Source organism: Parabacteroides sp. AF48-14 (genome assembly GCF_003477465.1).
Classification (GTDB): domain Bacteria; phylum Bacteroidota; class Bacteroidia; order Bacteroidales; family Tannerellaceae; genus Parabacteroides; species Parabacteroides acidifaciens.
The window spans coordinates 1-23,507 of record NZ_QUDI01000003.1 but is presented as its reverse complement, the minus strand read 5'-3'; the positions used below and the strand labels follow the sequence as shown (position 1 = coordinate 23,507).

Genomic DNA, 23,507 nt, shown 5'->3' with positions numbered 1-23,507 from the left:
ACAGGGTTGCCAAATCATTACCTCATTTTTACCTTATCCTCAGAACTGCTTGCTAATAAAGTGGTTATAAAAATCTTCCAGAATTATCATAAATAATTTATTGTATAATAGCGGAGTTCAAATTACAGATCTGGCAGGTATAAGTTTGGCTTTTCCGGGGATTGTGGATGTGAAGCATTATCAGGTTTTGGCAACAAATGACAAATATGATGATGCTTGTGATTTAAATTTGAGATTATGGTGCGAATTGAATTGGGGCGTCCCTTTTTATATGGATAATGATACGCGACTGGCTACTATTGGGGAATGGGAATGCGGAGCTGCACAAGGTTTGAATAATGTTGTAATGATGACAATTGGTACTGGAATTGGTACTGGTGTTGTTTTGGATGGGCGTGTTCTGTATGGGGAGCATTATCAGGCCGGTTCATTGGGTGGGCATTTCGTAATCGATTATAAGGGGCGTAAATGTAGTTGTGGTAATGTAGGATGTGTAGAGGCTCTTTCCTCCTCTTTTTTCCTCCCTTACATAATAAAGGAAAATCCGAAGTTATCTGCTTCGTTTAGGGAAAACGCTGACAATTACGATTTTGAGAAAATCTTTAATTGGGCCTCTCATGGAGATGTAGATGCTTTAATCGTACGTAATGAATGTATGGATGTGTGGAGTGCAGCCATAATTACTTATATACATGCTTATGATCCTCAGGTTATTGTTTTAGGGGGTGGAGTGATGAAAAGTAAAGATGTAATACTTCCCTATATCCGTGAACGTGTAGGAAAGTTAGCTTGGTGTCCAAGTTCAGTTGTTAAAATATTGGCATCTGAACTTGGTGATAATGCAGCGATATTGGCATCAGAATATTGTTTTAAAAATAAAAAAAGAAGGAATGAAATCTTATCTGCATAAAAAATCTAATTATAATAAATATCCATCGGTTAATGTGCCGGATATATATATATCTTCTTGCTATTTAGGGTGGGCGAATATTGTAAACGTCTTGAATCAACGGTTGAATGCAATAGATAAACCCCGTAAGATATTGGTTGTAGAATGCTATCAGGGAATACTTCATGAAGAGGTGAAAAAGCAATTCTGTTTGGCATTTCCTGATGCTTTTTTTATTGATTCCTCCGAAGGTATGCTGTCGGAGCAAGAGCTAAATGTTAAGTTGCAAGCGGATATAACGGATGATGAGCTATTTGGTTATATGACACGTTTTAGCATAGACTGCTATTTTGATGAACAGAAAGTTTGTGATTTACGGAATAAAATAGACCGGAAACAAGGACTTGTTATTGTTTATGGTACAGGAGCTGCTTATATTCAGCCAGAAACCGATTTATTAGTGTATGCAGATATGGCTCGTTGGGAAATCCAGATGCGCTTTCGAAGGAATGAAATTAGTAATGTAGGGGTGGAAAATCGGACTGAGCGATCTGCATTGCAGTATAAAAGAGGTTTCTTTGTAGATTGGCGTATTTGTGATCGTTTCAAAAAGAGATTAATGCCCCATTGGGACTATGTTCTTGATACCAATAAAGCCGGGGAACCCAAAATGGCAACAGGGGATGCTGTTCGTGCGGGATTGGAGCAAGCTATAAAACAGCCATTTCGTGTGGTCCCTTTTTTTGATCCGGGACCATGGGGTGGACAATGGATGAAAGAAGTGTGTGATTTGGATAGAAGTACTGCTAATTATGCCTGGTGTTTTGATTGTGTTCCGGAAGAGAATAGTTTATTTTTATCTTTTGGCAATATCAAGTTTGAAATACCTTCTATTAATTTGGTGTTTGCCCATCCCCGTGAATTATTGGGAGATCCGGTACATGCCCGTTTTGGTGATGAGTTTCCGATTCGATTTGATTTCTTGGATACGATGCAAGGAGGTAATTTAAGCTTGCAGGTACATCCGCTGACTGAATATATCCAAGAAAAGTTCGGCATGCATTATACACAGGATGAGAGTTATTATTTGTTAGATGCGGGAGAAGATGCTGTGGTTTATTTGGGGTTAAAGGAGAATGTTGATTCGAAGGGTATGATTAAAGCATTGGAAGATGCCCAAATTTCCGGGAAATTCGATGCCGAAAAGTTTGTAGGACGCTATCCTGTGAAAAAACATGACCACGTCTTGATACCGGGGGGAACAGTCCATTGTTCCGGAGCAAACGGCATGGTACTTGAGATCAGTGCGACTCCTTATATCTTTACATTTAAATTATGGGATTGGGGACGTTTAGGGTTGGACGGACGTCCCAGACCTATAAATATAGAGCATGGAAAGAATGTAATTCAATGGAATCGTACGGAATCATGGGTGAGAAAAGAAGTTCTTAATCAAGTTGCTTTTGTTGCAGAAGGAGATGGATGGAGGGAGGAACATACTGGTTTGCATGAATGTGAATTTATTGAGACACGAAGACATTGGTTTACAAAACCAGTTTTGCATCATACGAGCGGCAGTGTCAATGTATTAAACTTAGTTGAAGGGAGAGAAGTTGTTGTTGAAAGCCCTTCCGGATCTTTTGAACCGTTTGTTGTTCATTATGCAGAAACATTTATCATACCGGAAGCGGTCAGAGAATATACAATTCGTCCGTTTGGAGAATCGGAAGGAACAGAATGTGCCACAATTAAAGCTTTTGTAAAACATCATGTGTGAACTTTTTTTTGATCCAGGGCTTGATATCAAGGCAACTGAAAGTCCTATGGGATTTATTTATGGCCCTGATATTTTTGGTCCTCAGGTAGAGAATCGTAAATTGAACGACATCTCGAAGAGTTTGTTGGATCCGAATTGTGAGGGACCGGAGATTGTTTATTCCATTGCTATGGATGTCGGTAAAAAAAATCATAGGGAACTACTCAATTCGATGCATTTGTTGTATGGAGTCGTGACTTATGCTGCTGGGAAATTAGGAACTGAGCCTATTCGAAGCCAGGGGCATATTCATAAGGTTTCTCCTTTCAGTAATTGGTCGACTCCTGAAGTATATGAAATATGGTCCGGAGAGGCGATTATTTATATACAGGAATATGCAGAAGATAATCCGGGACGTTGCTTTGCTGTTTATGCCAAACCTGGAGATGTAGTGGTGGTTCCCCCTTATTGGACGCATGCGACTATTAGTGCCAATCCTAATAAACCTTTGACATTTGGTGCTTGGTGTGATCGCGAATATGGATTTGTGTATGATGGAGTGAGGAAACATAAAGGTATTGCTTGGTATCCGGTTTTTAACGAATTTGATGAGATTCAATGGGTCGCAAATCCTTGTTATCAGTCTTCCAAATTGATATGTAAATTACCATCGGATTATACGGATTTAGGTATAAAGAAAAACAAGTCCATATATGAAACTTTTGAAGAAAATCCTGATACTTTCTTGTTTGTTCCGTCTCCTCAACTAAGAAAGGAATACTGGATAAATTTTATTCCATAAAAATAATTTAGTTTGTAATTTTAGATATCATGGAAACAGGGCACAATAGTATGTTGGTTTATATTATAGCTGTTATAGCTGCTACCGGAGGTCTGCTTTTTGGCTTTGATACAGGGGTGATTTCAGGAGCGATTCCATTTTTTCAAAAAGATTTTGGAATAGATAATAGTACGATTGAGTTAGTTACATCTGCCGGTTTGTTGGGGGCAATTCTGGGTGCCTTGTTTTGTGGTAAAATAACAGATCGATTAGGACGTAAGAAAGTGATATTGGCTTCTGCCATTATTTTTGCAGTAGGCGCGATTTGGTCAGGAATTGCAGTAGATGCTTGGAATTTAATTTTGGCTCGTCTTTTTCTTGGAATAGCAATAGGAGTATCTTCATTTGCGGTACCTTTGTACATTGCTGAAATTTCTCCGGCAAAAGTGAGGGGTATGCTTGTTTCTATGTTTCAGTTGATGGTTACCATTGGTGTATTGGTCTCTTATTTATCTGATTTGTTTTTTGCGGATGAAAATGATATATCTTGTTGGCGCCCCATGTTTTATGTCGGTGTCATACCTGCTTGTGTTTTATTAGTGGGTATGGTTTTTATGCCAGAAACTCCTCGTTGGCTGATGAGCCGGGGAAGGCATAATGAATGTGTAGATATTTTGAATAAAATAGAAGGGAAAGAGCAAGCGAGGATTTCCCTGTTACAGATGCAAGAAGAAATAAAAAGGAACGAGATGGAAAAATCTGGTTGGAAAGAGCTCTTACAACCTTGGTTGAGGACACCACTTTTCATTTGCATAGGGATTATGTTCTTCCAACAATTTGTCGGAATTAATACCGTAATCTATTATAGTCCCAAGATTTTTCTAATGGCTGGCTTTGATGGAACAGTTGCTGCTATTTGGGCTTCTGTAGTGGTTGGATTAGTGAATGTTATATTTACGATTGTGTCTGTTTGTTTTGTGGATCGCTTGGGGAGAAGAAAGCTTTATTTTATAGGATTGTCCGGAATAACTGTTTCTTTATTACTGTTAGGGTTATGTTTTCTGGGAGGCAATCTGTTAGGAGAATCTGTCAAGTGGCTAACAATTCTACTTATACTCTGTTATGTTGCATTCTTCGCAATAAGCATAGGGCCTTTGGGATGGTTGATTATTTCGGAAATATTCCCTCAGAAATTACGTGGATTAGGAGTGTCATTAGGATCGTTATCTGTTTGGTTGTTTAATAGTATTGTTTCATTCACTTTCTTTAAAATTGTCAATGTATTGACTATACCAGGCAAAGAGATTCTGTTGGATGGTGAATATCTGGGTAATCCTGCTGGTGCTTTTTGGCTATATGGAGGGATTGCTTTTTTGGCATTAATCTGGGGATATTTTTATATACCGGAGACAAAAGGTGTTACCCTTGAGCGAATTGAAAGCTTCTGGCGAATGAGAAAAAGTCCACGTGAATTAAAATAATTCTTATTTTTGCCAAAGTAATAAAGAAACAGATAATGACCGAAAAAGAAAAATGCAACCTGGGCCTGCTATACGATGCAAACTATGATCCCGAATTGTTGTCGGATCGTGAAACAGCGAAAGAACTGCTTTATGATTATAACCGTTTGCGCCCTTCACAACAGACAGAGCGGACGGAACTCCTAAAGAAACTTTTGGGGAGGACAGGAGAGAACTTTATTATAGAACCTCCTTTTGCTTGTGACTACGGATATAATATAGAGATAGGAGAAAATTTCTATGCCAATGTCAATCTGGTTATATTGGATGGAGCAAAAGTGAAGATTGGTGATAATGCTTTTATTGCTCCTAATGTCGGAATCTATACAGCAGGGCATCCGTTGAATGTCTCACAACGCAATCAGGGATTGGAATATGCCTATCCGGTCACAATCGGTCATAATGTTTGGATAGGTGCGGGTGCGATTATTCTTCCCGGTGTCACTGTTGGCGATAATGTTGTAATTGGTGCCGGCAGTGTAGTGACGAAAGATATACCTGATAATTCACTTGCCGTTGGTAACCCTTGCCGGGTGGTACGGAAGATCGGAAAAGTTTAAAGAAAACTCCCTTGTCATTCTCTTTAATAGAAAGAGCGGTAGGGGAGTTTTCTTTATTTTATGGATTTGTATTTATTCCCACTCGATCGTTGCATTGGGTTTTGGGGACATATCGTAGCAGACGCGGTTTACGTTTTTAACCTCTTTCAGGATACGGTCTGTTATTTTCATCAAAATAGGCCAATCTACCGGTTCGATGGTCGCCGTCATGGCATCTACCGTATTGACGGCACGGATGATAACAGGCCATTCAAAAGACCGGGCATTATCCCGTACGCCTACAGACTTGAAATCGGGTACGACTGTAAAATACTGCCATACTTTCTTATCCAAGCCGGCATTCTGGAACTCTTCACGCAGGATGGCATCTGCTTCACGTACGGCTTCCAGTCTGTCACGGGTGATCGCTCCTAAGCAACGTACGCCTAAGCCTGGTCCGGGGAACGGCTGGCGATAAACCATCTCGTATGGCAAGCCCAATTCCAAACCGCAAGCACGAACTTCGTCCTTAAACAATTGGCGCAGTGGTTCTACCAGTTCGAATTTCAGGTCGTCGGGCAAGCCGCCTACATTATGGTGGGATTTGACCATTTTGGCAGTCTTGGTTCCGCTTTCCACGATATCCGGATAAATAGTTCCCTGTCCCAGGAAGTCGATACCATCCAACTTACGGGCTTCTTCTTCAAAGACGCGGATAAATTCGCCACCGATAATTTTACGTTTCTGTTCGGGATCGGCGACATCTACTAATTTATCAAGGAAACGGTCCGTTACATCTACGTAGATCAGGTTTGCCTTCAATTGGTTTTTGAATATTTCGACCACAGCTTCCGACTCACCTTTACGCATCAGACCATGATTTACGTGTACGCAAACCAGTTTGTCGCCGATAGCTTTCAATAACAGGGCGGCAACGACTGAACTGTCAACACCGCCGGATAACGCCAACAAGACTTTCTTGTCTCCAACCTGGCGTCTGACCAGTTCGATCTGGTCATTGACGAAATTAGTCATGTTCCAGTTTGCTTCCGCCTTACAAGTGTCGAATACAAAAGACTTTACAGCATCCTTGATTGCTTCTACGTCATCCTTGAATTCTTCTAATTTGACTTCGCATAATGCTTTCTCGTGGCCTGCTGCCATTACAGGAATGCCAATCGTATAAATATCCGGATTAACGTCGATTGCAACACCGTCGATAATATGGTTAGGACCGCCGTTGATAATAACACCTTTTACATTCGGCAGTGCCTTCAACTCTTCTGCTGTTATGTCATGCGGATAGATTTCACTATAAACGCCCAATGCACGGATTGCACGTGCCAACACTGTGTTTTCATGACTGCCCAAGTCCAGGATAACAATCATATCTTGCTTCATGTGATTCTTGATTTTATTGATTTTACATTATGTTATACTTGAGGCAAATATATGATTTTTTCATTTCAAGGCAAAATAAAAGCCCGGTATAACATGAATACCAGGCTTTATAAATGTTTTTAGCAGCTTATTCCCACTCAATCGTAGCTGGTGGCTTCGAGCTGATGTCGTACACTACGCGGTTAACACCTTTGACCTTGTTAATGATTTCGTTGGAAACCTTTGCGAGGAATTCATAGGGGAGTTGTGCCCAATCAGCGGTCATGGCATCTGTAGAAGTAACAGCACGTAAAGCAACCGTGTTTTCGTATGTGCGTTCGTCACCCATAACACCGACAGATTGAATCGGGAGGAGGATTACTCCGGCCTGCCAGATCTTGTCGTATAATCCCCATTCACGCATCAGCGACATATAGATATCGTCAGCATCTTGCAGGATCCGTACCTTTTCAGGCGTGATGTCACCTAAAATACGGATGCCCAGACCGGGACCGGGGAAGGGATGGCGTTTGATCAGGTGCGGTTGCATTCCTAATTCCATACCCACGCGGCGCACCTCGTCTTTGAACAGCAGACGCAACGGTTCGATCAGCTTCAGGTTCATTTTAGCAGGCAGACCGCCTACGTTGTGATGGCTCTTGATAACCGTTCCGGTGATGGAGAGCGATTCGATTACATCCGGATAGATCGTACCTTGACCCAGCCATTTGATATCTTTCAGCTTGTGGGCCTCTTCGTCGAATACATCGATGAAACCTTTGCCGATGATTTTACGTTTCTTTTCCGGGTCGGAGACTCCGGCCAGTTCCTTATAGAATTTTTCTTTTGCATTTACTCCGATTACGTTCAATCCCAGATGTTCGTAATCTTTCAATACATTCTCAAACTCATTCTTGCGCAGTAAGCCATGGTCTACAAAGATACATGTCAGGTTCTTTCCGATCGCCTTGTTCAACAGAACGGCTGTAACGGAAGAATCCACACCGCCGGAAAGAGCCAGGATCACTTTATCGTCACCCAGTTGTTCCTTCAGTTCTGCAACTGTCGATTCGATGAAAGAAGCCGGTGTCCAGTCTTTGGCACATCCGCAGATATTCAGGAAATTGTCTAACAGTTTAGTCCCGTCGGTCGTATGGAATACTTCCGGGTGGAACTGTACGCCCCAGGTCTTTTCACCTTCTACATGATAAGCGGCAGCTTTCACATCGTCTGTACTGGCGATAACCTTGAAGTTTTCAGGAAGTACGGTGATTGTGTCTCCGTGAGACATCCAGATTTGTGAGCCGACATTGATACCTTTCAGCAGCTCGTCTGTGCCCGCGATATGCGACAGGTTGGCACGTCCGTATTCGCGGGAGTTTGCCGGTTCGACATTCCCGCCGGATGTATAAGCCAGGAATTGGGCTCCATAACAGATTCCCAATACGGGATATTTACCTCGTATTTCACTTAAATCAGCTTTAAATGCATTGGCATCATATACTGAATAAGGACTTCCGGAAAGGATTACACCTTTCACATCTGTAGCATCATGTGGGAATTTGTTGTAGGGGACAATCTCGCAATACATATTCAACTCACGGACTCTACGTCCTATTAATTGAGTTGTTTGCGAGCCGAAATCAAGAATAATAAGTTTCTCGTGCATGCAAATTATTATTTAATTGAGTGGCACAAAGGTAGGAATAATATTCGGAACTTAAATCATTTTTACTACCTTTGCGTGTTCATTTTTAACAGTGACAGTATGGATACAGAAAAGAAAGAAACAAAAGAAATAAATAAGCTTTCATTATTGATCATGGCAGTGGTTGTGCTACTGCTAATTATTGCCGGAGCCTGCTATTATATTTTCCATCAGAAGCAGCAGATGCAAGAGTTGGAACAAGCTTATGTGTTGGATAAGGAATCGCTGGAAGATGAATTTAATGAATTATCTCTCCAGTACGAAGGATATAAATTTAATATAGGCAATGATTCGCTGTTGAACTTGCTGTCGACCGAACAGGCTAAAGTTCAACGTCTGCAAGAAGAACTCCGGACTGTCAAAGCTACCAATACAAAAGAGATTGCCCGTTTGAAAAAGGAATTGCAGACGTTACGTAAGATCATGCGTAACTATGTCGTTCAGATCGACTCTTTGAACCGTGCGAATGAACAGTTGAAGGTTGAAAAGAATGAAGCCGTAAAGAAATATCAGCAAGCTTCTTCTACAGCCACTACGCTAAAGAAGGAAAAGGAAAAGTTGACAGAACGTGTTACGCTGGCAAGCCGGTTGGACGCGACGGGAATCACTGTAACCCCTGTAACCAGTCGTGGGAAGAAGGCGAAGGTGATCAAAAAGATGGAACAGTTTGTCGTTGATTTCCGTATTGCTAAAAATATTACGGCTCCGGTTGGAGAAAAAACGATCTATGTGCGTATCATGAAGCCTGACGATGACATCCTGTTAAAGAGCCGTGCCGATGTCTTTACCTTTGAAGGAAAAGAAATCAATTACTCCATGAAGAAGCTGGTTGAATATGACGGTGAAGAATTGCCGGTAACCATGTATTGGAATATCGAAGAATTCCTTTCCCCCGGAACCTACCGGGTAGACGTATTTGCAGACGGCAATCTGATTGGACGTAAAAGTTTCACACTTGAGAAATAACGATGGAAACAGATGCTCATTTCGCGCGACTCCTTGCCGATCTGCCGGAAGCTCTCGCTCGCGATGAAGCTTTCCTGGACGAACTGGAAGACCATGCCAAAGTGATTTCAGTGAAAAAAGGGGATTACCTGTTGCGTACGGGTGAGTTGTGTCAGGATGCCTATTTCATCAACAAAGGACTATTCATTAATTTATATGTAAACGAGAACGGTAACGAATGTGTCACCGGTTTTGCGGCCGATAATATGTTTCCGTTCCTGTCTGCCATTGGTTATTTTACGAAACAGCCTTCCGAGTTCGAAATTAAGGCACTTGAAGCAGGAGAATTGCTTTGCTTTTCCCGTAGCCATATCGAAGATCTTTCTTTTCGTTATCCGTTGTTCGCTTCCTATTACCAGAATGTCATGCTGACGATCATCTATAAGCTGGATGTTTTGCTGGCTGTTCGTCTGTCCTCTACCGCTGAAGAGTTCATCCAGTTTCTCTATGCAAATTATGCTTGGATGATCAACCGTGTGCCCGATAAATACATTGCCCGGTATATGGGTATCAGTAATGCCTGGTATTGTAAACTGAAAAAGAAGATATTATAGACTTCCCCTATTGGTTGTCCAAATAATGGCCAGCACCTTCCGCACACCGTTCACCGTCGATCGCAGCTGAAACAATTCCACCCGCATATCCGGCACCTTCACCGCAGGGGAAAAGACCTTTTAGCGTTATATGTTGGAAGCTCTCTTTGTCGCGCAGTATGCGGACAGGCGATGAGGTGCGTGTTTCCACCCCGATCATCAATGCTTCGTTGGTCAGGAATCCCTTAGATACTTTTCCGAAATAACGGAAGCCTTCACGTAGCCGGCCTGTTACAAATTCCGGCATCCAAAAATGTAGCGGAGAAGCCAATAATCCCGGTGTATAAGAAGATTCCGGAAGATCAAAAGAATTTTTCTTATTGATAAAATCTGCCATTCGCTGTGCAGGAGCAGTCTGCTTCATACCGCCATTCAGCCAGCTGAGTTCTTCCAGATGTTCCTGAAATTCCATTAATCCCAAAGGGGAATCCGAAGGAAAATCTTCCGGACGAATCTCCACAACCATTCCGGAATTAGCCCAACGAGACCCCCGGTTGGATGGCGACATCCCATTGACCACCACCTGTTTTGGGCCACTGGCTGCTGGAACGACAAAGCCACCGGGGCACATACAGAAAGAGTAAACTCCCCGTCCGTTGACCTGCGTAACGAAGCTGTATTCGGCAGCCGGCAGATATTCCCCTCTTCCTTCCTTGCGATGATATTGGATCTGATCGATCAGCATCTGAGGATGTTCCAGGCGGACCCCGACAGCAATGCCTTTTGCTTCGATTGGGATCTGCCGGTCGTGTAAGTAGCGGTAGACATCACGTGCGGAATGACCTGTTGCCAGGATGACCGGACCGTAGAAGCTCTTGCCTGTATTGGTTTCCACGCCGGCAACTTCTTCGCCATGGATGATCAGGGCATCCATGCGTGTTTCAAAATGAACTTCGCCACCGCAGCGGATAATTTGCTCCCGAATATTTTCGATCACGCGCGGCAGTTTATCTGTTCCGATATGCGGATGGGCGTCTGCCAGGATCGATGTGCTGGCACCAAATTGGCAAAAGATATTCAGGATCTTGTCGACCGAACCGCGCTTCTTGCTACGGGTGTAGAGCTTGCCATCCGAATATGCTCCGGCACCTCCTTCACCAAAACTATAATTCGATTCGCTGTTCACTTTATGCTCGCGGCTGATCAGGGCGATATCTTTCTTTCGTTCACGAACATTCTTTCCACGTTCGATCACGACAGGACGCAAACCAAGTTCGATCAGGCGGAGAGCTGCAAACAGACCTCCCGGGCCAGCGCCTACCACGATAACTGTTTTGCCAGCTGAAACATCTTTATATTCCACCGATTGGTATTCCGGTTCGTCCGGCTGTTCGTCGATGAAAACACGCAGTTTTACATTCACATAGATTGTCCGCTGGCGCGCATCGATTGAACGTTTCAGTACCCGGACAGCCAGGATATGCGGAACGGATGTCCCCGTCTCACGGGCAACAACCTGTTTCAACGACTGTTCGTTTGCAGCCTCTTCGGGCAATATACGGAGTTGTAATTCTTGTATCATACTTACTTCTTCAGATTCAAATAAAAAACCAATCCAGCCTGTGCCCGGTAGCCACTCCAGTCGACCTCTACGGGCAATGGGGATTTCTGATTTCCGAGTTGGCAGTCTTCTTTTACCGCATCCCATTCGTATCCGACACTCAGGTTCAGCGCGATGTTGCGGCAGAGGCCAAATTTAATACCAAAAGTTGGTTCCAGAAAGATGTTTGTACCGGAATATTTATTTTTACTTTGGTTACTACTTTCCGGAGCAGACTCTATAAACAAGCTGTAGAGCTCTTTTCCTCTGGTCAGCACGACACCGGACGAGAGCTGTACATAAGGCTCAAAGGTGAAAATTCCCAGTTCTTCCTTCGTCAGGCGGAAGCGGTAGAAAGCCCCTAATTTGTACCCTTTGTTATGTAACTCATAGTTGCAGTGCCCCGAATAATCGGCTACGCCTTTCTTCCCCGCCGTATTCATATAGTTGAAAAGCACCCCTGCATGATTACGTTTCCATTCAATCCCGATGCGGGTATCCTGGGTGACATAACCGGGGAACTTGTCGGTTGTCTGGGCATTTACAACAGGGAGTGCAAGATCTTTTAACCGGTCTTTCATTTCGGACATCTGGTAAGAACCATGTCCGATGTTATACTCGACAGTCAGCGATTGTGCCTGTCCGAAGCGGACGGCAGATAAGACGAGGCATATAAAAAGCAGTATCCGTTTCATTTCTCCGGGGTGTTTTCAGGGTTAGACATGTTTGCTTCCAGAATTGCCTTGCCAAGGGAATAAGGACGAAGGGTCTCGTCTTTGAAATAAATATAAACCTCGTATGTGCCGCCGCCACCGGTGTATTTCTTGTCTATGAAAGAACGTTGGTCGAAATCGTAACTTCGCCGGATATATGTATAATTCTCGATGCTATACTCGATTGTGTAGTAATCGAAATCGTCACGCTCCGATTCGTCTACTTCCCAGAATATGACAGGATGCCCTTCTTCATTGATTTCGTACAGCAGGAGTTTGTCGCTCCCGTTACGCGCATCAACCTTTAGAGGCCAACTGCGCTTTTCTACATAATGTTCGGTCCCGACCTGTCCGGCAACCGTCCCACTGTTTGTACGTGCAAAGATTTCGCACGACAACTCATAAGAACCATTTGGAATCCGGTCTACGTCCAGCATAAAATCGCATCGGATTCCATCGCTTTCCCATTCCATTTCACCTAAGCGGATGATTTGCTTCTCAACTTCGAATCCGGGCAACGGATAAATTTCGCATACAGCATTCCCGCTATGTTTCACCACATAGATTTCGTTTTCCAAATCATGGATAAAACCATAAAAATCCACACTCGTCGTGACCGAGTCAACCTGGTGATTTTCTATCTCCACAAAATTCTCCCCTAACTGATACTCACAGCTCGTAAACAGGAAGAAAACACTCACAAATAGATAAACAACACTTTTTCTCATATAAATATAACTTATCCGAACAATTGCCGGAAAGCCTCTTCCACCTTGCGCACCTGGATGATTTGAATCTTGCACTTGGATGAGTCGAAGCCTTTCAGGTTATTGTGCGGGATGATAATGCGTGAGAAGCCCAACTTCTCCGCTTCCAGGATACGCTGCTCGATGCGGTTCACCGGACGTATCTCGCCCGACAGCCCCACTTCGCCACACATGCAGATACCCGACTCGATCGTAATGTCGAGACTGGAAGAAAGTACGGCGCTGATCACAGCCAGGTCGATCGCCGGATCGTTCACCTTCAGGCCACCGGCGATATTCAGGAAAACATCTTTCTGGACCAACTTGAAGCCAGCGCGCTTTTCCAGCACGGCCAGCAACATATTCATACGTCTGAGGTCGAAGCCCGTCGCGCTGCGCTGGGGCGTCCCGTAGACAGCGGAACTCACCAATGCCTGCGTCTCGATCAGGAAAGGGCGGACGCCTTCGATAGCCGCCGCGATGGCGACGCCGCTCAGCCCTTCGTGATTTTGCGTCAGCAGCAGTTCGGAAGGATTGCTGACTTCGCGAAGCCCGTCCTGCCGCATCTCGTATATCCCCAACTCGGCCGTACTCCCGAAACGGTTCTTGATGCTGCGGAGGATGCGGTACATATAATGTTGGTCGCCCTCGAACTGCAGGACCGTGTCAACGATATGTTCCAATACCTTCGGGCCGGCAATGCTCCCTTCCTTGTTGATATGGCCGATTAGAAGAACGGGCGTCCCGCTTTCCTTGGCATATTTCAGGATAGCCGCACTGCATTCGCGTACTTGGGTGATACTGCCGGGAGAGGACTCTACAACTTCCGTATAAATGGTTTGTATCGAGTCGATAATCAACAGGTCGGGCTGTACATTTTGGGCCTGTACGAAGATCTGTTCAAGATTGGTTTCGCAAAGGATAAAACAGTCCGGGTTTTCGTGGGCGATGCGGTCAGCACGGAGCTTCAGCTGGCGACTGCTCTCTTCGCCGGAGACGTAGAGCGTTTTCAGCCCGTTCAATCCTAAAACAGTTTGCAGAACGAGGGTCGATTTCCCGATACCCGGTTCGCCTCCGATCAGGACAAGTGAGCCTTTCACCAGACCGCCTCCGAGGACGCGGTTCAGCTCCTGGTCCCTCAGGTTGATGCGCGATTCCTCTTCGGAAGTGATGTCGCGAAGCAATACAGGCCGTACCTTGCCGCCGTCCGGCAAGCCGTAGAGCGCCCGCTTTCCGGCAGGCTCTTTCGCCACGATCTCTTCGACATACGTATTCCACTCGCCGCAAGAAGGACATTTCCCAATCCATTTCGGGGAGTCAGCCCCGCAATTGGAGCAGACATAGACAGTTTTTGCTTTCGCCATTGTTATTTTGTTTTATCCGAAAAGATCAAGTGTCAACTGCTTCTTTTCGGCTTCTAACTTCCGCAGGTGCCGTTTGCCTTGCGGCGTGATGATTTCCATTTTGTCGAAGCGGGTCCGGATGACTGTCTCGACGGTGTAGCTGACGTTGACCACTTCGCCTAACTCGCTCATCTTCCGCTGTATTTCCAACACGCAGTCGATGCACATGCCGCTCTTGAAGGTGATCTTTTCGTCGAACATATCTTTTTTGAAATCTTCGTCGCACATATAGAAGTCGATCGTTTCTCCTCCTTTGTTATAGATCCCTTTCCAGCGGTAGCGGGCGTCTTTCAACACAGGCGAGATAATCTCGATCGTCGCTTTGTTATCCTTGACAGAGGGCAGCTCGTCGGAACGGAGGATATAATAGTCGAACTGTTCGCGCTTGACTTCCAGTGAACCGGAACGGCTCCGGTTGTTTTCGTTCAGCTCGCGCAAGGTGAACCGCGTTACTTTCGGATAGCCGCGTACAGCCTCATAAAAATTGGATTTGCATTTGCAGAAGCGGGGAGATGCGCTCAGCAGTTCCACCAGTTCGTGCGAAATCGTGACGCCGGGCAGTCTCTTTTTCAAATTGTTACGAAGGAGCGACACTTCACGTTGCATCTTCTCCTCGTCTGCCGTCGTACGGTCTGCCGCCGGCTGTCCGCCAACCAGTAGGGAAGGGCGTGTCCATACCTGCATAAACAGATTCAGGACGATCGAGATCAGGCGGCTGTTTTCGCCTGCCGCCGACCATATCTCGCGGAATCCCTCCTGTTGCTGGAAAGATTCGCAGTAGACCGTCATCTTGACATCCAGCATGTCTGCCAATGACCGGAGAAGGGAAAGGACTTCTTTCTCTGCCCGGTGTTTGATCATGGCATCCATGTAGTTGGACTTGTCATTGAAATAATATCGAAGTTCGAGTTTGTTATCAAACTTAATCATAAACACAATTTTATTAGTTAACCTTCAGTCTTCGGTTTCCGGTCGAAGAACGGGTTTTTGGAAGACGCGCTGACCGGAATCGCCATCACGCATTTGCAGTCACCCAGCATCCCCAACCGTTGGGCTGCCAAACCGGCGCTGAACATGACGCGTGTATCCAAACGGAGATCCGATGCCGTGGCGCAGGCCGAACCGATTGCGATACCCAGGTCCACCGAATTGATGGCGCAGGGGACAGCGTCGGGTTTCTCCACACAAGTGGGGTATCCGCAGTGTGCGCAGTTCAAACCCTGTACCTGCTGGCGTGTGCCGGCAATCATAATCGCTTCGGCCTGGAGGATATTGTCGGCGTCGCGCAGGAAAAACTTCAAACCGGTTTCGCCTGACATGATAATAAGTTCTTCGGAAAGACGTTTGATATCTTCGTCCGTAACCATTGCCACCTCGATGATGTCGATGCCTTTCCCCTTCGGGGCCGTCCGGGCGGCTGTCATCATCTGGCGGACAGCCTGTAACACATGCTCGTGTCGTGTTTCTCTTTCGTTCTCTATCATTTTAATATTGGTTTAGCACGAACAAAGATAACACATTACTCGTTTTATAGCTCAAGATTCGTCATCTTTTCTGTAATATCAAAAGGATAATCGGGGTATTCGTAGATACTGAAGCGCGGTTCGGTTACGCCTTCGGAATAATTCCAGATGCTGAGGTACTCTTTGATGTCTTCGCCCATTGCCTGTAACTGGCGCAGGTAGGCGGCGATGGACTTGTTTTCGACAATATACACCTCTCCCATACGATTGATGATAGGGCTATGGAGGCGTCCGGCGTCATGCTCGAATTTCAGGATACGTTTTCCATCGGCAGTCATGCCGACTGTTTTGAATGTCATGCTTTTACCGATAGCGGGAAGATTCAATACATTACGGTCGGTTGCTGCAAACAGGAGATGGTTTTCCCGGATGAAATTGACCAGCTTCTTTCCCAATGGACGTTCGTAGCGGATCAGGCGGTAAAGCTCTTTCTGTTTTTCTTTCGGGACAAGACCGAATATCTTTTCCTCTTGCTGTTCTTGCAAGGAGCGGCTGTTCGGCGTAAAGACTGCATAATTTTCATGAAAGCCCTTGACCGAAAATGTGTAATAGCATACGACACCCATCGCGTTCAGCGTCTGCCGCAGCTTGGCCGTATGTCCGCGCCGGGAGGCGGCAACGGTATAGACCAGCTGGTTGGTGATGATCCATCCGGCAGACAGAATTGCTTCGATAGCCTTTTTCGCTTCCGGCGTCACCTCGAGCGGAGACTGGAAATGCGTCTGGATAATGAACTGCGAAACTCCGATGCGCGATGCTTTCTCTTTGAAATCCCTTAAAATAGTAACCAAATCATCCGTGATACGCAGTGGCAGGTAGGCAAGCAGGCGGGTTCCAAGACGGACACGCTGCAGTTCGGCATACTTTTCTCCGTCCGGGCGGCTCTCGTTCGCTTTTTGTTTTCGGGCTGCCATTTTGTAGACGGCATCGAGGATGTTACGCAGTGTTGCATTCTGGCTCATCAACGCGTCGCCTCCGGTAATCAGGATATCCCTGAGCTGTGCATCTTCTTCGAAATAACGCATAAGGCGTCGCAGCTTCTTGTCCCAGGTCTCTTTCGGTTTTAAAGATTCGAAATCGAAATTCAGACGTTCGCTCTGGAAATCGTACATACGTTGGCAAGAAGCGCACAAACCACCGCAAGCCCGTCCCATCGAATCGGGAATCAGGATCGCCACGTCCGGATAACGGCGGTGTATGTTATGCCCTTCCGGCAGTAGCCATCCGGCAGCATTGGGTTGGCCGGCCACGACGATGTCTTCTTTTTCCCAAGCTTTTATCTGTCCGTATGTTTCGACCAGTTCTTCTGAATAAAGAACATAGGAACGGATCGTGGCGTCGTCATATCCGCTTGTGTTGGTGTTCAGCAAAGAAAGGTAATAAGGCGTTACGAAGAAAGGCATTCCTTTTTTCCGGGCACGCGCCAGTAATTGCATTGTCTCTTCCGATAGGGAGCCACCGAGAAAATAGTTCAGTTCCGTCGGGCTCTTAAATGCCATTGCAAGGTGGAAACGGCTGGTATTCCACCAATCCTGCACCATTGTGTACTTTTCTGCATAGCTCATTCCTTCGGCAAACTGAAAGCGGGATGTCGGTGCATGGCGCCGTTCGATCTTGCGTATCAGTCCGGCAATGATCCGCTCCTTATTGGAACGGCGTATTGCCATCACATCTTCATCCAAGCCGGTAGGCCAACGGTTCATTTGTCGTTTGACAAGCGAACGGTCTGGTATAACCTCTTCCGGATTCTCCAATAAATCAAACTGCCGGAACAGGTCTATAAATAAATCAGGTGAAACAGGCTCCGTCAGCTTTCCGGTCAGGAGCTGCCATAGATAGGTGATTGTCCGTACCGGTATATTTTCGCCGGTCGAGAGCTCGGAAACGATGGTGTCGTCATGTTCGATTAGTAGAAGAATATGTCTCGCCACGGCATTGCCCATATTGCTTCCGCCGACAGTCTTGTCAATGCGTGAAGAGACAAAAGAGCGCAGAGCCTCTTTAAAAAGCTCTGCGCTCTCGCTTTCTTCCGCCATTGCCTGCAACTGGGGAAAATCTTTCTTAAATTCTTTAGTTAATTGTGGGATGTCATACGCGAGTAATCTTCTTTTGATCATAAGCAAATACTTTTGGAGGGTTATAGAATGTTAGTTTAAATGCATTTGCTACAAATATACTATTTTTTCTCCGCTATTGAAAGTATTTTACTTATAAAACATCTTAAACACCTTGTAAAACACAGCAAAATGACAATGCTAAGATATATTTATTACAATTTTGTTACTTCCGTTTTGGTTTTACTTCATACAGGTCGTGCCGACGATCTTTCAAGTATCGGACACTTTCATATATATATGCAGCTCATTTAGTAAATCAAGATATACAGGGGGGTAGGAACAGCCGGTTCAGCGGAGAGAGCGGGATTCGAACCCGCGAAACCCTTTAGGGGTTTACACGCTTTCCAGGCGTGCCTCTTCAACCACTCGAGCATCTCTCCTTGTTTTCGGAGCGCAAAAGTAAAACAACTTTATAAGAAATCCAAGCCATCATCTATTTATTTTCTCTTTTATGTCCATTTTAAACTGCTCTACTTCTTCCTTCCCAAATCGGCAGTTACAAACTTCTTTCTTCCTGCCTCTTTTCATCAAACGGTCTAAAAAGACAGCTTTTGTGTTATATGCGCGACACAACCGGCAGAGTGAAAGGTGGATAGCTAAACGCATCCTTTCCGTAACCGATAAAGGGACATGGATACGCTTTTCGATTAAGTAGGTTGCCTGTTTGCATGACAACGTAAATATGTGTATAAACTCTTTAAGCATTTTGACCTCCTAATTTAAACCAGTGAATATCGAGGCACTTTCTTAACTGAAGACGGCTGCGCTGCAATAGCTTCCAGTAATTGGCAGTCGACAGGTTTAGTTCGCGGCATATTTCCACCGCTTTTTGTTCCTGAAGATAACACTTGTTGACGACAATCAGCCATTGTCGGGGCAGATTCCCAAGACATTGATTGAATACCTCATAGAAACTGTCATTATTTAATAGTGTACTTACTGCAAACTCGTCCTCCTCCCAAGGGTCCGCCACGTCTGGCTCGATCCATTCACCGTGTTTGTCAAAAAAAGTCTCGAAAGATAATGATTGGGAGTTCCCGTTATACCGCTTTTTGTATATATCGGCGATTTTATGTTGCAATATGCTTGTCAGCCAAGTTAATGGCGTACTTTTCCCCTGAAAAGAATCTCTGCTTTTGTAAGCCGAAAGAAAAACTTCCTGAACTACATCTTTGGCATCTTCTTTATCGGACAGCAAATAATAGGCTCTGTCCAAGAGTGTTTTTGAGTAGTCGTCTATCCATTTCTCCAACTCGAAAGCCGATGTGGAAATGCCGTTTTGTCGCATTTGTTTATTGATTAGAAGTCGTGAATCCAGGGCATGATTCTCAAGCACCTGTGCCCTGGATTCTTCTGTTACAAAGATACTATTATTATCGGATAACTACCTTCAAAACATTATTTATTGTCGGAACCGGGAACATATCATCTACTTTCATAATAGATGCGTCCTCTTTTTCCGGCATTCCGATGAAAAGCCCCTGTGCATTTCCGGCTCCTGGATATTGGCTAACAGCTGTTCCGTCATCAAAAAGAGCAGTCTTACCCGTAATGTCACCTTTGAAATTAGCAGGAATCATGGCTTCATTTGCATAAAACCAGTCATTGGAATAACCAAACATGGTCGCATAGGCGATATGGTCACCTTCGGTTGCTTCAAACTCTATTTCCACTTTTTCACCCGGTGCTACCGGAGCATCGCCGGCAACATAGACCATTCTTACATCAGGCATCTTTTCCAATGAAGCCTTCAAGGCTGATGCATCACCCTTCTGCGCAAGGTTAGCCAGACCTATTCCGGCATCTTTCTTTCCTGCTTCATAGATTGGGTTGACGTCTCCCGTATAGACTACAACTATGGCTGGAGAAATGCCTGTGATGATGCCTGTGTTGGCAGAAATCTTTTTCGCTAAAAGAGAATTGTCGCCCATTTGCGCAATCGCTGTTATTTCTGCATTCGATTTTGCTCCGGCTTCATAAAAAGGCATCTCGTTCAGAAGTTCCCCGTTGAATACATTCGAAACTGCCCATACACCCGGTGAAAAAGGGGTCTCGTTATCACTGCCACCAGAGGTGTTGGTGATAGTCAACTCAAATTCAGAGGAACTGGCCATATAACTCAGTTCCAGTTTCATCAGCTTCGAAGCGTCGATATCAGGAACCATCATAATGCCGGCATCTTCTTTCTCATCAGTCATTCCGGCTTTCGTCCCGTTATCCCATAGTTTGATTTGCGAAGAAACATCTCCCGTCATAGGCACACCGTCATTATTATAAAGTTGTAGGCCCGGATTCTCTGGTGCGAAAAACCAGTCTTTCGATGCTCCGTACATCGTGGCAAACATCAAAGCCTGTCCTTTACCCGCATGGAATGTAAAGCGGATACTCTGCCCCGGTAATACCACAGGCGCGTTAACATCTTCACTTCCCATTCCTACAAATGTTCCGCTCTCTACAAAATCTTTAGGTTCCAATACATTCTCAAAAGAGATTACCGAAGAAGCAAGTCCCGGCATGTCCTTTTCATCCTCATCACTGCATGAAACAAATGCTGTTGAAACCAAAGCAAACATTGTTGCTGCTAATAAATACTTTTTCATATTCGTCTGTTATTAAATTGTTTGTATAATAAAAATTCTTTATTTCTTTTCCAGAAGTGGAATATAATCGGCGTATCCTTCGGCTTTCATCTTGTCTTTCGGGATAAACCGGAGTGATGCGCTGTTGATGCAGTAGCGCAATCCGCCTTTATCGGCCGGACCGTCATTGAACACATGTCCCAGATGTGCATCTCCGGTTTTGCTGCGCACTTCAATACGCTGCATACCATGGGTATTATCCGTCTTTTTCATTACCAGGCTCTTATCTATGGGTTTTGAAAAACTGGGCCAACCACAACCGGAGTCGAATTTATCGGTCGAGATGAATAAAGGTTCACCTGTAGTTATATCGACATATAAACCTTCGCGTTTTTCATTCCAATATTCGTTCCGGAAAGCTCTTTCCGTTGCATTCTTTTGTGTTACGGCGTATTGTTCGGCTGTCAACCGGGAACGTAATGTCTCGTCATCCGGTTTTTGATATATCTTTTGAGGCGAGAAAGTTGCTTTCTTGGCCATGTCGAACAATTCAGGACTGATATGGCAATAACCGTTCGGATGTTTGTCCAGATAATCCTGATGATAATCTTCTGCCGGAAAGAAATTCCTTAGCGGTTCGACTTCTACGACAACCGGTTTGGTATATTGTTTGGTCAGGGCTTCCACAGCCTGTTTGATAACCGGTAAATCAGCTTTATCTGTGTAATAAATGCCTGTCCGGTATTGTGCTCCTTTGTCGTTCCCCTGCCGGTTAAGGCTTGTCGGGTCTATCGTTTTGAAGAACAGATTTATCAGAAAGTTCAAATCGGCCTGCTGCGGATTGTAACCGACTTTTACTGTTTCGGCAAAACCGATATTATCATTGCAAACCTGCTCGTAAGTCGGATTCTTTACATCCGTTTTTCCATTTGCATAGCCCACTTGCGTATTGACTACGCTATTAATCTGTTTCATGAAATGTTCTGTACCCCAGAAACATCCGCCTGCAAAATAAATTTCTTTTACGTCACTCATATTTGTATTTTTAGAGAGCTGTCCGCTCATTGTTTCTTGTGCTGTTGCCAATCCTCCGGATATGAACAAAGCGATGATTAGAATAACATTTTTCATACGTCTTTCGTTTTTTAAGTAAGTAAACCCTAACCCTAACATTGGGATGTCTTTTAAGATCATAAAATTTGTAATTGGAACGCCATCTACCATATTCCACATTCCGGGAGTCGTAAACAGGAAACTGAATGTTATCAGGAATGTTGCGATAAGGCAGAATGCTGCAAAGGGCCTCAATGCATCATACTTTAGACTGAAAAGCAACAGAAGTCCTGTTGTAATCTCGATCACACCGAAAAGATTGGAAACCTGCTGTACGCTCAATACGTCATATAGCCAAAACAGTAAAAAATGATTTTCAACCAAAGGCTTGATACCAGCCGCCTCAGTCGGTGTAAATTTGAAAAAGCCGATCCACAGCATAATCAACACAATACCAAAAAGCGATATATAATACCCAAGGCGTGCAAGTTGTGGAAACGGGGTGACGATGTAATTGATAATTGATTTCATGTTCTCTTTCTTGTTAGTTTGTAATTTCGTTGTTTTACTTCTTTTGTTAGGTTAGTCTGTCATACCACGAAATACTGACACACTTTGGGCGATTTTTTTTTCATGTTTTTGAATGATTGTTCCTTTTTGTATCTTTGTATATGGAACAGCGTACTAATAAATAATTGGTCATAAATATGGAAGATATAATAAATGCCCGTTGCGATTGGGCTGGAACAGACGAACTATACATAAAATACCATGATGAAGAATGGGGCAAACTTGTCACTGACGACAAGGCTTTGTTTGAGTTTCTGGTTCTTGAAAGTGCCCAGGCTGGGTTAGCTTGGATTACTATTCTCCGCAAACGTGAAGGATACCGGGAAGCCTTTCATCACTTTGATGTAAAGAAAGTAGCGCAGATGACACCGGAAGATATCGAGCAATTGATGCAATTTGATGGGATTGTCAAAAACCGGTTGAAAATCAAGAGTACAATTAATAATGCGAAACTATTTATGGCTATTCAGGAAGAGTTCGGTAGTTTCTACAAGTACACTTTATCATTCTTTCCCAACCGGCAACCTATTGTCAATAATTTCAAGAGCTTGAGCCAGATTCCCGCCACATCTCCCGAATCGGATGCTATGAGCAAAGACATGAAAAAGCGAGGATTCAAGTTCTTCGGGCCGACTATTTGCTATGCTTTTTTACAGGCGGCCGGTTTTGTGAACGACCATTTGGAAAACTGTTTCTGCAAGGCGGCTCAATAAGTTCTCACCCGATAATCATTGGGGATAAACACAAGGATGAGGTAGGTGATACAGATCAGTTTAAACCTCGTATGTTTTGAATCTTCCGCAAACCTGAAGATTACAATAACCCCCTTTTTAGCCGTTTTTCTATTTCGTCCGAAATTCTGATCGATTTTGGATTGACTTTTTTCATGGTTTTAACCTGGTCGGATGACAATAGATAAGATGAGGTGCCGAGCCCATTCCAAAAAATGTGCAATTTGATAGCCGAGAACTGGATACGGCAGCAAAGTGATAAAGCTTAACTCCCGGAGAATCGAATATTTGAAAATAAAACGGACGGCGTTCCAAATATCCCAAGGAAATTCAGGTGCTTTTTTGCCCTTACAACGGTCCT

At 44.5% G+C, this 23,507-nt stretch carries 21 protein-coding genes and 1 tRNA gene; 8 read left to right on the top strand and 14 right to left on the bottom strand.

Features of this window, described 5'->3' with window-relative positions:
• Positions 1-100: 100 nt before the first annotated feature.
• Genes DW083_RS02250 through DW083_RS02230 form a run of 5 tightly spaced genes read left to right on the top strand, consistent with a single transcriptional unit; the run spans position 101 to position 5,506 of the window.
• Positions 101-910, top strand: a complete 810-nt coding sequence (locus DW083_RS02250; protein WP_233551697.1) for an ROK family protein — start codon at positions 101-103, stop codon at positions 908-910.
• Positions 891-2,666 carry a class I mannose-6-phosphate isomerase gene (locus DW083_RS02245; RefSeq protein WP_122331290.1) on the top strand — a complete coding sequence of 592 codons (1,776 nt, stop codon included), beginning with the start codon at positions 891-893 and terminating at the stop codon, positions 2,664-2,666. The genes DW083_RS02250 and DW083_RS02245 overlap by 20 nt, the downstream gene beginning before the upstream one ends.
• Complete coding sequence (locus DW083_RS02240; protein WP_122331289.1) at positions 2,659-3,447, top strand: glucose-6-phosphate isomerase family protein; 789 nt, start codon at positions 2,659-2,661, stop codon at positions 3,445-3,447. The genes DW083_RS02245 and DW083_RS02240 overlap by 8 nt, the downstream gene beginning before the upstream one ends.
• A gap of 29 nt (positions 3,448-3,476) precedes the next feature.
• Positions 3,477-4,907: a sugar porter family MFS transporter gene (locus DW083_RS02235; RefSeq protein WP_122331288.1), complete on the top strand. Its 1,431-nt coding sequence runs from the start codon at positions 3,477-3,479 to the stop codon at positions 4,905-4,907.
• Between the two features lie 35 nt (positions 4,908-4,942).
• Positions 4,943-5,506: a sugar O-acetyltransferase gene (locus tag DW083_RS02230; RefSeq protein WP_122331287.1), complete on the top strand. Its 564-nt coding sequence runs from the start codon at positions 4,943-4,945 to the stop codon at positions 5,504-5,506.
• A 72-nt stretch (positions 5,507-5,578) separates the two neighbouring features.
• Here DW083_RS02230 and guaA (DW083_RS02225) read toward each other — a convergent pair whose 3' ends face one another.
• Both guaA (DW083_RS02225) and guaA (DW083_RS02220) read right to left on the bottom strand, forming a co-directional pair.
• On the bottom strand, positions 5,579-6,886 hold the full coding sequence (gene guaA / locus DW083_RS02225; protein WP_115499938.1) for a glutamine-hydrolyzing GMP synthase: 1,308 nt from the start codon (positions 6,884-6,886) through the stop codon (positions 5,579-5,581).
• A gap of 127 nt (positions 6,887-7,013) precedes the next feature.
• Positions 7,014-8,534 carry a glutamine-hydrolyzing GMP synthase gene (gene guaA / locus DW083_RS02220; protein WP_115499937.1) on the bottom strand — a complete coding sequence of 507 codons (1,521 nt, stop codon included), beginning with the start codon at positions 8,532-8,534 and terminating at the stop codon, positions 7,014-7,016.
• Positions 8,535-8,633: 99 nt separating this feature from the next.
• On the opposite strand from guaA (DW083_RS02220), the gene DW083_RS02215 reads away from it, so the two are divergent.
• Positions 8,634-9,539, top strand: coding sequence for a hypothetical protein (locus DW083_RS02215; protein ID WP_115499963.1), 906 nt, complete (start codon positions 8,634-8,636; stop codon positions 9,537-9,539).
• Between the two features lie 2 nt (positions 9,540-9,541).
• Complete coding sequence (locus DW083_RS02210; RefSeq protein WP_115499936.1) at positions 9,542-10,132, top strand: Crp/Fnr family transcriptional regulator; 591 nt, start codon at positions 9,542-9,544, stop codon at positions 10,130-10,132.
• A gap of 7 nt (positions 10,133-10,139) precedes the next feature.
• Here DW083_RS02210 and DW083_RS02205 read toward each other — a convergent pair whose 3' ends face one another.
• The 11 genes from DW083_RS02205 to msrB all read right to left on the bottom strand — a co-directional run bounded on the left by DW083_RS02205 (position 10,140) and on the right by msrB (position 22,376).
• On the bottom strand, positions 10,140-11,693 hold the full coding sequence (locus DW083_RS02205) for an NAD(P)/FAD-dependent oxidoreductase (protein WP_122331286.1): 1,554 nt from the start codon (positions 11,691-11,693) through the stop codon (positions 10,140-10,142).
• Positions 11,694-11,695: 2 nt separating this feature from the next.
• Positions 11,696-12,406, bottom strand: a complete 711-nt coding sequence (locus tag DW083_RS02200; RefSeq protein ID WP_122331285.1) for a hypothetical protein — start codon at positions 12,404-12,406, stop codon at positions 11,696-11,698.
• The gene (locus DW083_RS02195) at positions 12,403-13,152 is read right to left on the bottom strand and encodes a hypothetical protein (protein ID WP_233551696.1); all 750 of its coding nucleotides are present in this window, start codon (positions 13,150-13,152) and stop codon (positions 12,403-12,405) included. The genes DW083_RS02200 and DW083_RS02195 overlap by 4 nt, the downstream gene beginning before the upstream one ends.
• 11 nt (positions 13,153-13,163) lie before the next feature.
• On the bottom strand, positions 13,164-14,534 hold the full coding sequence (radA, locus tag DW083_RS02190; RefSeq protein ID WP_122331284.1) for a DNA repair protein RadA: 1,371 nt from the start codon (positions 14,532-14,534) through the stop codon (positions 13,164-13,166).
• 12 nt (positions 14,535-14,546) lie between these two features.
• Positions 14,547-15,503: a hypothetical protein gene (locus tag DW083_RS02185; protein ID WP_122331283.1), complete on the bottom strand. Its 957-nt coding sequence runs from the start codon at positions 15,501-15,503 to the stop codon at positions 14,547-14,549.
• Positions 15,504-15,520: 17 nt separating this feature from the next.
• Complete coding sequence (locus DW083_RS02180) at positions 15,521-16,057, bottom strand: ferredoxin domain-containing protein (RefSeq protein WP_115499930.1); 537 nt, start codon at positions 16,055-16,057, stop codon at positions 15,521-15,523.
• A 44-nt stretch (positions 16,058-16,101) separates the two neighbouring features.
• Entirely contained in the window at positions 16,102-18,213 is a 2,112-nt protein-coding gene (locus DW083_RS02175; RefSeq protein WP_115499929.1) for a KamA family radical SAM protein, read from the bottom strand.
• A 292-nt stretch (positions 18,214-18,505) separates the two neighbouring features.
• Positions 18,506-18,593 (bottom strand) — tRNA-Ser (locus DW083_RS02170).
• A 317-nt stretch (positions 18,594-18,910) separates the two neighbouring features.
• Positions 18,911-19,501 carry a sigma-70 family RNA polymerase sigma factor gene (locus tag DW083_RS02165; protein WP_122331361.1) on the bottom strand — a complete coding sequence of 197 codons (591 nt, stop codon included), beginning with the start codon at positions 19,499-19,501 and terminating at the stop codon, positions 18,911-18,913.
• A gap of 85 nt (positions 19,502-19,586) precedes the next feature.
• The gene (locus tag DW083_RS02160) at positions 19,587-20,813 is read right to left on the bottom strand and encodes a spondin domain-containing protein (protein ID WP_122331282.1); all 1,227 of its coding nucleotides are present in this window, start codon (positions 20,811-20,813) and stop codon (positions 19,587-19,589) included.
• Positions 20,814-20,852: 39 nt separating this feature from the next.
• The gene (msrB, locus tag DW083_RS02155; RefSeq protein WP_122331281.1) at positions 20,853-22,376 is read right to left on the bottom strand and encodes a peptide-methionine (R)-S-oxide reductase MsrB; all 1,524 of its coding nucleotides are present in this window, start codon (positions 22,374-22,376) and stop codon (positions 20,853-20,855) included.
• 176 nt (positions 22,377-22,552) lie between these two features.
• Between msrB and DW083_RS02150 the strand changes: the two genes are divergently transcribed.
• A complete protein-coding gene (locus DW083_RS02150) occupies positions 22,553-23,128 on the top strand; it encodes a DNA-3-methyladenine glycosylase I (RefSeq protein ID WP_122331280.1) in 576 nt (191 codons plus the stop codon).
• A gap of 179 nt (positions 23,129-23,307) precedes the next feature.
• Here DW083_RS02150 and DW083_RS22385 read toward each other — a convergent pair.
• Positions 23,308-23,507 (bottom strand): hypothetical protein (locus DW083_RS22385; protein WP_233551695.1); only part of this gene is annotated, 200 nt, incomplete at its 5' end.